Here is a 12,754-nt window from a genome sequence, read left to right as displayed (position 1 = left end):
GATAAGCGCATTAAAGGTGAAAGTACCCTAACCATAGCACTGCCGTTGCCTGGAGCAGCAGGAACCACTGCAGGGTCCAGCGCTGAGGCATGCCCAGGTACTTTACCCGTTTGTAATGCAGGTAAAGCATCAGGCCGCTGCTGCATGCCACGCTTAGCGCGGGCAAGGGGTAGAAAAGCACCCCACTTACCAGGTAAAAGAGAATAGCGGGTAAAAGCACCAGAAGTCCGGCAACCATGATGGTGCCCAGGTGGCCCACATAATCCAGTGTCCGCGACCTTGGCAGGGTGAGGGTCGCTATAAAGATATGAATCACCCACCCTGTGCCGGCGATGAGCAGCAGCTGCCCCGCTCCGGCCAGTGGAGCAACACCAAGTGCTTCATGTACGGAAACACCGAACAGGGCTGTCAGCAAAACGGCAAGCAGGACCGCTAGCGCAATGAAGCTGATCCTGAACTTCTCTGCGGCCTCGGGATAGCAGTCACAGGCAATCGCCTGCTGGCGGGGAATGGCGATTATGTACCGGTTAAAGGCAAGCGTTTTGTAAAGAAATTGGAACAGCACATAGAAAGGTTTGAAACGAAACAAGGGCCGCAGGAGCCTGATCTTGTCTGCCAGCACGAAAGAGACCCCCTCTGCACCGTAGCGTGTTTCCCCACCGCCGGTGTCGATCAGGGCCATCTCGTTGCGGAAGCGCTCAGCGCTTACCTGCTGCTTCAACCGGGCATCGAGTGCTGTGTAGGCAACACACTCTTTTTGCTCCACCAGCCCCAGCAGCAGCATCATGTCGCGGAGCCCCACACACACGTTGCAGTTGCCGTCGTAGATGATCAACTTGTTTTCCATGGCACAAGTAATTTAACTTCTAGAACTTCCAATAATTATTGAAACATACTGAACAAAAAAATATCAGCGCATTAATTTCATAAAAGAGCCGAGAAACCAGTGCTCATCAGCCCGCAGCATCGTGCTCAGCGTGTTGTCAGCCTTGGCCGACAGGTCATATAGGTTGCTGATCGCCTCGGTGAACGCCTCCCCTTCCTTGTCCCCTTTTGTCCCTTCCACCTGCTTGAGCTCTTCCAAAATCCGCAGCATCGGTTCCAGCTCACGCTTGCGTCGCTCCCGGATCACCTGTTTGGCGACCTTCCACATATCCTTCTCGGCTACGAAGTACTCTTTCCGCTCACCCGGCCTTAGCTCCTTTCTGATCAGGCCCCAGTCCAGCAGGGCGCGAAGGTTTATGTTGGCGTTTCCCCTGGACACGCTCAGTTCCTGCATTACATCTTCATTGCTCAAAGGATCTGGTGAAATGAGCAACAGCGCATGCACCTGGGCCATGGTGCGGCTGATGCCCCAGCTTGACCCCAGTGTTCCCCAGGCCTGTATGAACTTCTCTTTTCCTTCTTGCAGTTCCATGCTCAAATGTAGTATACTTTTATATACTTCCAATACGTATTGAAAGTTTTATAAACTGCTAGTTCTCCATGTTTTATTTAAGTGGTTTGATGCTTGCCTGCGCTGCAGCGAAAATGCCTTTACGGCGTAATTTACTGATGTATTCGGGGGTAAGCCCCAGGTAGCTTGCTATTAGGTACTGGGGTACGCTGTTCACAAATTCCGGGTACGAATCCCTGAATTCAAAATAGATTTCTTCTTTGGAGTAACTTAACATGTACTTCATCCGCGTTTGATACGCTCCATAAGCGATCTGATATACCGCTCTGAAATAAGATGCCATTTTAGGAAAAGCGCGAAAAAGTTCTTCCCGTTTTGTCTGGGAGATACTGAGCAGCTCTGAGTCTTCGACGGCTTGCATGTAGAATCCGGCAGGCTTCTTACCCTGGAGGGCTGCATAGTCTGCCAGCCACCACCCCTTCAAAGCAAACTGGATGGTGTGTTCTGTTCCTTTCTTGTCTGTAAAGTACATGTGCAGGCAACCTGAAAGGACAAAATAATCATGGAGTGCCAGATCCCCTGGGCGCATTAGCAATGCTTTCTTCTCGGCGCTTCTCCGGGTGAAATACAGTATGATGTCATCGAATTCATTTTCATCGATGGAAACAAATTTGTTGATATGTTGAAATACCGCTTTGTTCATCCTTTCTACATGTGTTGCATCGCTTGACCGGATGCATTTCCTGCGGGAACGGGTGGTGTGGCACACGTTCGGCAAGGTGCCCGACGTCCTGGTGAAAGCATCGGCCCAAGCACGCGTTAACGCGCTGTAACCAGGCCTTATCCGGCAATGCTGGTTTTCCATCCCGTTCCATTCATTCCTTTCCGCTTTGTTCAGCTTTTTGGGCTGCGCAAAACAAAGAGCTCATCCATCTTCAAAACGGCATCCTACCCCCGCTGCATTTCCTGCCCGCCCCGTTTTCTTTTTCCTGTGACGTTCCCTTTCGCTGCATATGCTGCTAAATCCCCACTTGCTGCATGCACTGCTTCTGTTGCCTGTGCAGGGCTTCAGCCCGCCATTCATCTGAGCGCGTGCTGTCTGATTCCATCAGGCCCTAAAATCACCTGCCCCTACCCCGGTTAAGGGCAGCAGCAGCTTTTGATGCTATACGACCCTGTTGCACTCCTTTAGGATGGTCTCCCTGTACTCTCTCCTGCCATCTGTCGTTCCCTGTTTGGATAGGGCAGGAAAAGGTAAATTCACCTTATTCGCTCCAGGGAGATTGCAGAATAGCCTCACAAAAGTCTTTTCTTTCAAAGTTTGGGCTCATACACGCACATATATCGGCATTGATATTTCCATAAGTCGTCTGGGGCTTATGTTTGAAGCCGTCATAAAACGCAGGAATAATCTTTTTCTTAAAGCTGGTACGCGGGAATTGCCCGATAATCTCCTCCCGTTGGTGTGCCGGCAGGTGCGCATAGCCTCTACCTACCACATCCAGGGCCACACCGTAATTGAGTAAAGCCACTTCCGCTTCTTTATACTCTGCAATACCCGGGGTTGTATGAAGGGCAACCGTATCCCATACTAATTGGAGCGCCTGCGGCGACAGGCCATGACTTTTAAGAAAATCACGGGCAGCATTGGCACCATCTACTTCAAATCTTTTATCCCGACTGCTATACTGCGGTGTTAGCCCAAGGTCATGAAAAACAGCGCTGACATACAAGAGTTCCGGGTCGTACGAAATCCTGTTTTGCTTCCCATTCAAAGAAGCAAATAAGAACGCCCGTAAAGAATGATTATAAAGCAATGCTGTACCATGTTCGCGTAACAACGCGGTGGCCTGCGTCGCTATCGTACTGTCAGGTAGCTGAATGCCGGCAACGACCTTGGGTTTACTTGATGCCATAGGCTTTTAAGTTTAAGAGCAAAACAAGCGGATAAGCCCGCGAAACACCTACCTGTCACCGGGTATCAGCTGCCTGTTTCTGTGCCATCGTAAGGGACTGTGCCGCTGCTTTAATCCCGTATAGGAGCCAGGTGGGTGCTTATGGCTATTCTGTTCCAGGCATTGATCGTCGCAATAGCCATGATGATTTGAGCTATGTAATGTTGATCAAAGACCTGTTCCGCCTTTTTATACGTTTCCTCGGTCAATCCCTGCTTGTGGATCAGGGTCACTTCTTCACTCATGGCTAAAACCACTTGCTCTTCCTCGGTGAAGAAATCCGTTTCCCGCCAGGCATTCAACATAAAAATCCGTTGCGCTGTTTCTCCGTTTTTTAGGGCGTCCTTGGTATGCAGATCAATGCAGTAGGCACATCCGTTAATTTGTGAGGCACGGATCTTTATTAAATCCTTATGCGTGCTGGTTAACGGAGTGGTCTTGAAGTAACCTTCCAGGGCATACATGGCTTTGTATGCTCCAGGTTCCGTTTGTTGAATGTTTACTCGCTTTTCCATCGCTTCGACTGTTTATATTTGATTAAGCAAAGGTCCAAAAAAGGAATAGCTTAAGACTTGAACTGGTTTAAGAACGATTCTTTCGGCTGGTTCACCTGTTTCCGGCAAAGAAAGGAAATCAAACCATCAGGGCAGCGCATCAGCACTAGCGTCCATCCGGCCTGGAAGGCAGGCAGCAGGAAAGGGTGAGAAGGCCATTTGATACATTGCCTGCAAAAGCATTTCCTGCCGCTCTTTTCTTAGAGCTTCATCACGCGTATGAAAGCGGGACCAACAGCAGGATTTGATTGCTGCCAACCCCTCCTCCGGGTACTTATCGTTTACGTCAGATCAGCCAGAAGATACCTGTAAAATACCGAATAAAAGTCGAAAGGAGTCCCGCAAGCAGCTCAAGGCACAAAGAGCTGCCATCAAGAACAGTTCCTGCCCTTAGATGGTAACCTGCAAGAAAAAAAGCGGACGAAAGAATAAGCCCTTAGGAAGGATCGGGTCAGCAGGTGCTTCTTTTTGAAAGGTAGCCGGTATCCCCTGCGGTCGTACATTCGAAGTTAAGACATTTCTCCCTTCAAATAGCTGCTGGCTTACTTCCTTCTCCGCTGTTTTATGGTTTCTTGTCTTTTGGAGCTCCTTTTTTCAAGGCTTGCTCCCCGAGCATAAGTAAATCATTTGGTTTGAGGAAGCCTGTGTAGCGAAGTACGACCTTGCCCAACGGGTCTATAACCAGCAGCGTTGGATAAGCCGTTACCTGCCAGGTCTCAGCCAGCGTCGGTCCTTCCCCCTTTTCCATGTCCAGGGAAAGATTTACAAAGTTCCTGTTGAAGAAATCAGCGACTTTCGGATCTCTGAACGTGGTGGCTTTTAGTTGTTTGCAGGGGCCGCACCAGGTTGCGTAGGCGTCTACAAAAATGTACTTGTGTGCTTGCCGCGCTCTTTTCTGGGCTGCCCCCCAGGAGTTTTCGATAAAATTGATCTGTGTGCCGGTGACGGGAGGCGCAAGGTGGGGATTCCCCGCTGCTTGCTGAAAGCCCAGCAGCAGGCTTAACAATGCTAAACCCTGAAGCACAACGCGGCTTAATTTTTTATTTTTCATCATGTATCCTGTCGTTTTAATTTAAATCTAAGCGCATGCTGCTGAAAGCAGCTTTCCCTTCCGCCAGGAAGGCAAGGTAATTTTGGATATTCAGGTCGAAGGCTTTCGGGTGCGTTAGTTTTTCTCCTGCTGCGTTGACAATCACATAGTATGGCTGCGAGTTCGTCCCAAAGGCAGATGCCTGGAAATCGCTCCATTTCTGGCCTACTGTTTTCACTTTCCTGCCGCTGAACACCGACGTATACTTTTCGTTTTCTGCCAGTTCCGTTTTATCATCCACGTAAAGGGATACCAGCACAAACTCCTTTTTTAAGCGTGCCAACACGAGCGGATCCGACCACACGCTCGCTTCCATCTTCCGGCAATTGGTACAACTCCAGCCCGTGAAATCCAGCAGAATCGGTTTGTTTTCCTTTTTTGACTGCACCCGTGCCTGCTCGTAATCATAAAAAGCATTCAGCCCATAGGGTGTATGAAACAGGGAGGCGTACTTTTTGCCTGCGGTCTTTTCCGCTGCGCCTCCGGCCCTGTAACCCGTCAGGTCAAATTCCTGCGTTGTAATGGGTGGCAACCAGGCGCTGATCAGCTTGAGCGGCGCTCCCCAGATGCCCGGGATCATGTACAGGGTAAAAACAAAAACGATCATACTAAAAATCAGCCGGGGCAGGGATACTTGCTTGGGTGCCGCCTCCTGCGTCAAGGGCAGTTTACCTAGCAGATAAAGCCCCAGCACGCCAAAAATGACAATCCACACGATCAGGAAGAGGTCTCTGTTAAAGATACCCCAGTGGTAAGCAAGGTCGACGTTGGAGAGGTATTTAAAGGCTAAGGCCAGCTCCAGAAAGCCCAGCGATACTTTTACCGTCTGCAGCCACCCCCCCGACTTGGGAAGTTCCCGGAGCCAGGCAGGAAATATCGCAAAGAAGGTAAACGGGAAAGCCAAAGCCAAAGAGAAGCCGAACATACCGATGGCCGGCCCCAGGTACGTTCCTTTCGAAACGGCATCCACCAGCAACGTGCCGATGATCGGGCCTGTACAGGAGAAGGAAACCAGCGCCAGGGTAAAGGCCATAAAAAACAGCCCGGCCAGGCCACCGCCGCTTGATTTCTCATCCATTTTATTGACCAACGCCGAAGGAAGCACCAACTCGAAGGCACCCAGGAAGGAGAGGGCAAACATCACCAGCACGGCAAAGAAAAACAGGTTAAAGAGGGCGCTGCTGGCAGCTTCGTTAAGCGCGGAAGCGCCAAAACTGAGTGTGATCAGCACTCCCAGGGCCACATAAATACTGATAATTGAAAGCCCGTAGAGCAGCGCCTGCTGTATGCCTCTGCGCCGGGAGCCTGCTTGCTTTGTGAAAAAGGAAACCGTGAGGGGTATCAGGGGGTAGATGCAGGGCATAAAAAAAGCGGCCAACCCTCCTAAAAAACCAGCTATGAAAATGCCTGCATAAGAGGCCGGAGAAGCATCTGCAGCGCCGGCCTGTCCCTGTGCCGCGCCCGTGCCTGCTGCCTTCTCCACCCTTTCCTGCCGGGTAGTTTTCGCTTGTTGCAGGTCGGATGAAGCAGTTGATGGTTTAGCTCCTAAAAGAATCTCAAACGTTTCTTCCGTGGGAGGTAAACACTTCTGGTCGTTGCATACCATAAACTCAACCGAGCCGGTCACTGAGACGACAGGCTTGAGAAGCTTGATGCGCTGCCTGAAGGTAACCGCTTGCTCATGCCACAGAATCTCCATGTTAAAGTTCTGGTCGAAAGCAGCAACCGGTTGCGGACTTTCTGCTACCTTCCCTACCAGTTGATAAGCCGGCGAAGGGCGGAATGTAAAGGAGGTCGGCACCGGCCCACCCGCTTTCAGAAATTGGGAGTATACATGCCAGCCGGGCTGAATCGTTGCCTTCACGATCAGATCCGCTTCCTGAGCATTTAGTTGCTTTGCGGTGACACGCCAGCTTACAGGGTGCTCAATCTGCGCGGTGGCAGCGGCTGAGAACCATAGAATCCCTGCCAGTACTATCAAAAATTTCTTCATCTTGTTTTTATTCATCAGCGTTGTCTCCTGCAGCCCGAATGCTCGATCCCGGCCTGCCTGCCAGGGTGATCGTGGGTTTCTTTATGCCTCTTTCCGGAGTGATGCCGCAACCGCTTTCAATAAGGTGGGGCTTAGCCTTTGGGTGATATCGGGGTTGATGAACTCAAAAAGAATCGTTCCTTTTTGGTTTAGTAGAAACACCGAAGGCACCGGCAGGAGCTTGTCCGGGTTTTTACCGCCGGAAGTTTTGGGTAGAAAGGCGTCGTAACTCTGCGGCGATTTATAAGCTATCCCGAACTTTTTAGCTAAGGCCAGGTCTGCATCCGATAACAGCTGATAGGTGAGAGCCCCTTTGTCTTTGGTGTGCTGCAGGTTTTCCGGACTATCCGTGCTGATGGCAATGGTTTGGTAGCCCATACCTGCAAGCTCCTGCTCTATTTCCTGCAGCCCGGAAAGCTGTTTGGAGCAATAGGGACACCATCCGCCCCGGTAAAAAACAAGAATCGTAGGCTTTTGCGCCACCAGGGCATTTAAATCCTGTAACGACCCATCTGGAGCTGGAAGCTTTGCTTTCGGAATACTTTCGCCTATCAGCAGCGGGCTGATGTCTTGTGGCAGCAAAGGCACTCCTGCCACCGTTGCAACCGAATCCCTATCACCAGCTTGTAAAGGGAGCTTCTGGGCGGCAAACGCATCCCCTGCCTGGAAACTGAGCAACATCGTGCCGGCAACCGCCCACACCAGGGCGCTTTGAACTGAATTTATTGACTTCATATAAATGGGTTTACAGGTTTAATGCGTGAGTTTCTGATGGCAAGACGAGCGCATCGGGGTGCATTTCCCTGTGTCTGCTTCTCCCATTACCGGGAAAGTTTTGACCAGCCCCTTCATGCCGCGGCCAGGCTTGGCCCCGCCATATGCTATAAGTCCCTAGCCGCTGATCCGCCTAAAGGCCCGGGGGGCTAAGGGGATAGGCACCTTTGCCTTTCTCGTTCTTTCCATCGTTCCTTCTTTTAATTAAGTAAAAGTAGCCCGGTTCCGGGCAACAGGTAATGACAGGAGTTCCCGATGTGTTGGCGATATTTCCCGGATGGGTAGTGGTCGGGTATTTTCCTGTAGCCGCGGTAAACGGACTTCGCGGTTCAGTGCCTGCTGGGCTTTGGTCAAAGGCCGGCTAACCATTCACCGGTAGTCTTTGTAAAGAAGGCGACTACCGGTAGCGACCGACCGCTTATATTTCCAGGGCCTGCCTGTTTTTGAATGCAGAAAGTGTGGTCCCTGTTTTTAATTTGAAGAAGCGGCTGAAATGCGCCGGACTTTCAAACCCGAGTTCATAGCCTATCTCCTTTGCTGATTTGGAAGTATAGTACAGGTACCTTTTTGCCTCCAGGAGGATGCGCTGCTGAATGAGTGTCGAAGGAGAAGGATGGCTGCAAAGCCGAAAGAGATTAGAAAGGGTCTTGGGTGACTTATGCAGTGCCGCGGCATAAAAGCTCACCTCATGCTCTTGCCGGAAGTTCTGCTCAACTAGCAGGTTAAAGAGGCGAATCACATCAAACCTATCGACGGTAAGCAGCTGGCCGTTCGCCATCTGTGCCCGCGCCATGCGGGTGCTTTTGATAATGAGCCGCTTCAGCAGCGTGCGCAGCATCTCCCCCTGCATCCTGTCTTTTTCCTGCATATCTTCCAGAAACAACTGCTCTATCAGCCGAATGCCCGCCAGGTCCTCGGGGCTGAGCCTGATGAACATGGGATGATGAATGCCAAAGAACAGAAAACCGGCGCAGCTTACCTCAGCATCATGGTCGACGATACAGTAAAACTCCCTGTTGAAGTGCCAGGACACCAGGGAGACTGGATCTTCGAAGGCATAAGGCTGGTTTGACACCAACGGGAGCAGCGAGTGCCCGGGCATGGTATACGGTATTGCATCAATGGTTACCCGCTGGGAGCCAGGGGACTTGTTGACCACCAACGTGTTCATATGCTCGGTAGGATTCCGCAGCATTCCCTCCCCTTTCATTTGGTGCTCCCCAACCGTTATGAAGAGGCGGGCACCATCGGTTGTGTTCTCATATCCCAGTTTCATGTTGCTCTGCTATTTCACGGGCAGCTTTCCCCATGCGCATGCACGGGCAGGTCAGGGGCGCAGGCCCGTGAGGCATGTGCTGGCCTGCCGCTTGCCTGTACCGCGCTACCAGCCTGATTTTCACCTATTAAAATAAATACCCTTGGCCCTAACCGTAAGGCCTCCCTCCAGATCGTCCCCGGACACCGGGCTTGGGAGCGGAGGGGTATGCCTGTAAAATAAGCCACTTGCTTTTCCTCTCCCTGCCTCCTTTCTGATTTGCAGAAGCTGCCGGCGTAGGAAACGTCCCGGCAGTTGCTTTTCCTGCCCCGCTCCTGCCCGTTACCGTGTGCCCCGGATGTCCCCATAAACTTCAGGATATTTGTTAAACACCATCGCCACAAAGCCACAGTCCGGGATCACTTTGAGCTCATTTTTCCGTGCATAAGCCACCACGGCATCTATTAGTTTTTGGCCGTAGCCACTGCGACGTTGTGAAATGTCAACGCTCGTGTGCCCCGCCCTCAAGATGCCAGGCAGCATATGAACCATCATTCTGCCCACTTCACGCTCATCAATTTTGAGAGAAAAAAAGGTGATGCCGCTCTGGCCCTCATGCAAGTCAATTGTTTCCATTTTCGTTTTGTTTTAATTTGCTATATGTTCTGTTGGTAGGCAATCCTGTACGCTTGTTTACTGCCTGCTTCGGGCACGGCTCATCGACAGGGAATCCCCCTTCAGCCTTTCAGCGCTTATTTTTACTTACCCCTCCCTTGTGAGGCCAGCACCAGATACAGGCACGTTGGCTTGGCGTGTGCGGCAGCCAGCGCGCCACCGCGCCGGAGCAAACATAATCCCGCTTCCTTGCTCTTAGAGCTGATGCATGCTGTTTTCTGCCATGCTAGCTGCCACAAAATTGACTCATCCGCTCCTGCTGTTGCGCTTCACGCTTTGCCCGTGCATGGCGTTCGAGGAAGAGGTGACGGCCTCTAAAAGCTACCCGAAGATCATGACTCAAAAGGTCCCTGTTCCATTTCGGAGAGGAACCGCTCACAATCAAGCGCAGCCATGCAGCCGCTGCCGGCAGCCGTTATCGCTTGCCGGTAAACAGGGTCTTGCGCGTCACCACAACAGAAAACACCGGGAACATTGGTCCTCGTCGAACAACCCTTTGTTTTGATGTACCCCGCCTTATCCATTGTAAGCCAGGGCCTGAACAGATCGGTGTTGGGATGATGGCCGATTGCTACAAAAAAACCGGTCACATCCACGGTCAATTCCTCATCGGTGATATTGTTGAACAGCCGTGCACCCTGCACCTTGACGCCATCTCCCAGCACTTCCTTTACCTCGACGTTGAATAAGACTTTGATGTTGGGCGTGTTTTCTACCCTGTGAACCATTGCTTTGGAAGCCTTGAAACTTGCTTTGCGCACCAACATGTAGACCTTTTTACAAAGCTTAGCCAGATGCAGGGCTTCTTCTGCAGCTGTGTCTCCCGCGCCCACAATTGCCACGTCCTGTCCTTTAAAAAAGAACCCGTCACATGTCGCGCAGGCCGACACACCGGCGCCGGCGTATTGCTGTTCAGAGGCAAGTCCCAACCATTTCGGCGTTGCTCCCGTGGCAATGATGACGGTATCTGCCAGTATCCCTTTTTCTCCGTCGACTGTAACGCTGAAGGGCGATTGTGAAAAATCGACAGCACTGACGTCCCCTATCCGCAAATCCGCCCCCACCCGGGAAGCTTGCTTGTGAAAGCCCGCCATCATTTCTGCCCCCATTACGCCATCAGGATATCCCGGATAATTTTCGACATCGGACGTTTTTGTGAGCTGCCCACCGATAAACAGCCCTGTGTATAACACGGGTTTTAAATCGGCCCGGGCCGTATAAATGGCGGCTGTATAGCCCGATGGCCCGGATCCGATGATCAGGCATTTTATTCTTTCCTGTTGTGCTTCTCTCACGGACAGTCCCCTTTAAGTATCGCTATCGGTATTATTTTAACTTGTCCTGGTACAGCTCCCGGAGCTTTGCCAGTTTGGGATTGATCACCACCTGGCAGTATCCCGCTTCCTGGTTTCGGTTGTAGTAGTCCTGATGATGGGTTTCAGCTTTATAAAAATGTTCGAACTGCTGCAGCTCTGTGACGATCAGGTCGGGATATAAGGTTTGTACCTCACCGATCAGGCGCACGGCCGTCTGCTTCTCCTCTTCGGTTCTGTAAAAGATGACGCTCCGGTATTGGGAACCGCGATCTGCTCCCTGCCTGTTAACTGTTGTGGGGTTATGGGTGCTTAGATGGATCTTGAGCAGCTCCTCAAAGGAAATTTCTTCGGGATTGTAGGTAACTTCGACCATTTCCGCATGGCCCGTTGCCCCACTGCAAACTTCCCTGTAGGTGGGGTTAATGACCGTACCGCCACTATAGCCGCTCTCTACCTTTAGCACGCCCTTGAGCCGCTGGAAAATGGCTTCAGTACACCAGAAGCAGCCTCCGCCAAAGGCTATCTTCTTTTCACTGGCAGCTACTTTTTTCAACGAAACGGCGTTTATGCAGTACCGGAGCCCGCTGGGCTTGGGGCCATCCTGGAAGACATGCCCCAGGTGCGCATCGCACGTGCTACAGAGGGCTTCTATTCGCTGCATGCCAAAGGCGCTGTCCTTGTGATAGGCCACGACATTGTCTTTTACAGGTTGCGTGAAGGAGGGCCAACCCGTACCACTTTCGAATTTCTCCCCCGCATCAAAAAGCTCGGTATCACAACATACACAAGCATATCGACCCGGCTCAAAATAAGAACAAAGTTCTGAGCTAAAGGCCCGCTCGGTTCCTTTCAGTCGTGTTATCCTGAACTGCTCCTCGGTCAGCAGCGCCTTCCATTCTTCCGGCGTTTTTTCCACTCTTCTATCAGGAGTAGGATTGCCCTGATTTGTGAATTTGATTATATCAAGCCATCGTAACATATCTGTCTGTTTAAATTAAAAAATAGATTCAATCGTAAATTCTTTGCCGTTGAAAACAAAGGAGTCATTTTGCTTCTTATCCATAAGTCCCTGGTAAAAAGGCGCTTCGGGTGACATGGCAATAAAATGCTTTCCTGCCAAGTCAAACTGGCACGCAGGTATCCCGATGATATAGTACTGCCCATCGACCAATACCACGGCTCCTGTCGTCACCGATGTTTTATGACCGAAATCCAAACTGTAAAGCATTTCCATCTCATCTTCCCGTTGATGAATCTGCCTTTCCAGCGCCTGCAAGTATTCTTCCGCCTGTTCCCGGTGTGAGTGGTCATCAAGGTCCTGGACGTCGGTAAGATCCAGATTGCCCCCCTTTTGAAAGGTGACATAGGCCGCCCGTAAGCGTTGCAGGGTTTGATGATGCGCTTTTATAAGCGTCGCTTTCAAAGTAAGTTTATCCATATATTTTCCTTTTTATTTCGTCCTCCTTCCGCATGCCGTACCCATCACCGGCTTTCATATTATGGGCCTTTGCGCTATTCGTTGACAGGGCGCAAAGCCAGGCCTGGCCGCGTTTCCGTCCCTCACCGGGCCAGCGTGTCTGAACAGGCATCAGGGCGGGTGCGTCATTTTGTAGCGGCGCCAGGCAGGGCTTTTCCAGGTTCCTGCGGATCCTTTCGAATTTTTTGCGCCTGCCGCCTCATCCCTGTCCCCTTTCAAAGGAGTGGCTG

Annotated in this window: 13 protein-coding genes; all 13 read right to left on the bottom strand. The window is 51.3% G+C overall.

The annotated features are described in order from the left end of the window. Window positions 1-10: 10 nt before the first annotated feature. Complete coding sequence (locus LWL52_RS04410; RefSeq protein WP_242917293.1) at window positions 11-847, bottom strand: thiol-disulfide oxidoreductase DCC family protein; 837 nt, start codon at window positions 845-847, stop codon at window positions 11-13. Window positions 848-910: 63 nt separating this feature from the next. Next, entirely contained in the window at window positions 911-1,450 is a 540-nt protein-coding gene (locus LWL52_RS04405; RefSeq protein ID WP_367615651.1) for a GbsR/MarR family transcriptional regulator, read from the bottom strand. Between the two features lie 40 nt (window positions 1,451-1,490). Then, a complete protein-coding gene (locus tag LWL52_RS04400) occupies window positions 1,491-2,099 on the bottom strand; it encodes a Crp/Fnr family transcriptional regulator (RefSeq protein WP_242917291.1) in 609 nt (202 codons plus the stop codon). 562 nt (window positions 2,100-2,661) lie between these two features. Beyond that, a complete protein-coding gene (locus tag LWL52_RS04395) occupies window positions 2,662-3,312 on the bottom strand; it encodes an HD domain-containing protein (protein WP_242917289.1) in 651 nt (216 codons plus the stop codon). A 110-nt stretch (window positions 3,313-3,422) separates the two neighbouring features. After that, window positions 3,423-3,866, bottom strand: coding sequence for a carboxymuconolactone decarboxylase family protein (locus tag LWL52_RS04390; RefSeq protein WP_242917287.1), 444 nt, complete (start codon window positions 3,864-3,866; stop codon window positions 3,423-3,425). A gap of 601 nt (window positions 3,867-4,467) precedes the next feature. Next, complete coding sequence (locus LWL52_RS04385; protein ID WP_242917284.1) at window positions 4,468-4,959, bottom strand: thioredoxin family protein; 492 nt, start codon at window positions 4,957-4,959, stop codon at window positions 4,468-4,470. Between the two features lie 13 nt (window positions 4,960-4,972). Further along, window positions 4,973-6,988 (bottom strand): protein-disulfide reductase DsbD family protein, encoded by a 2,016-nt coding sequence (locus LWL52_RS04380; RefSeq protein ID WP_242917282.1) that lies wholly within the window; start codon window positions 6,986-6,988, stop codon window positions 4,973-4,975. A gap of 81 nt (window positions 6,989-7,069) precedes the next feature. Continuing rightward, window positions 7,070-7,762 carry a peroxiredoxin-like family protein gene (locus LWL52_RS04375; RefSeq protein WP_242917280.1) on the bottom strand — a complete coding sequence of 231 codons (693 nt, stop codon included), beginning with the start codon at window positions 7,760-7,762 and terminating at the stop codon, window positions 7,070-7,072. 457 nt (window positions 7,763-8,219) lie between these two features. Then, window positions 8,220-9,077: an AraC family transcriptional regulator gene (locus LWL52_RS04370; RefSeq protein ID WP_242917278.1), complete on the bottom strand. Its 858-nt coding sequence runs from the start codon at window positions 9,075-9,077 to the stop codon at window positions 8,220-8,222. A 321-nt stretch (window positions 9,078-9,398) separates the two neighbouring features. Beyond that, window positions 9,399-9,692, bottom strand: coding sequence for a GNAT family N-acetyltransferase (locus LWL52_RS04365; RefSeq protein ID WP_242917276.1), 294 nt, complete (start codon window positions 9,690-9,692; stop codon window positions 9,399-9,401). Between the two features lie 371 nt (window positions 9,693-10,063). Further along, window positions 10,064-11,026, bottom strand: coding sequence for a thioredoxin-disulfide reductase (trxB, locus tag LWL52_RS04360; RefSeq protein ID WP_242917274.1), 963 nt, complete (start codon window positions 11,024-11,026; stop codon window positions 10,064-10,066). A gap of 31 nt (window positions 11,027-11,057) precedes the next feature. Next, window positions 11,058-12,026, bottom strand: coding sequence for a bifunctional methionine sulfoxide reductase B/A protein (locus LWL52_RS04355; RefSeq protein ID WP_242917272.1), 969 nt, complete (start codon window positions 12,024-12,026; stop codon window positions 11,058-11,060). Between the two features lie 15 nt (window positions 12,027-12,041). Further along, window positions 12,042-12,485, bottom strand: coding sequence for a hypothetical protein (locus tag LWL52_RS04350; RefSeq protein ID WP_242917270.1), 444 nt, complete (start codon window positions 12,483-12,485; stop codon window positions 12,042-12,044). Window positions 12,486-12,754: the final 269 nt, after the last annotated feature.

The sequence above is a fragment of the Pontibacter liquoris genome (assembly GCF_022758235.1).
Classification (GTDB): Bacteria; Bacteroidota; Bacteroidia; order Cytophagales; family Hymenobacteraceae; genus Pontibacter; species Pontibacter liquoris.
Note: the sequence above shows the minus strand (reverse complement) of the source record. Positions and strands in the feature narration are given on the sequence as shown.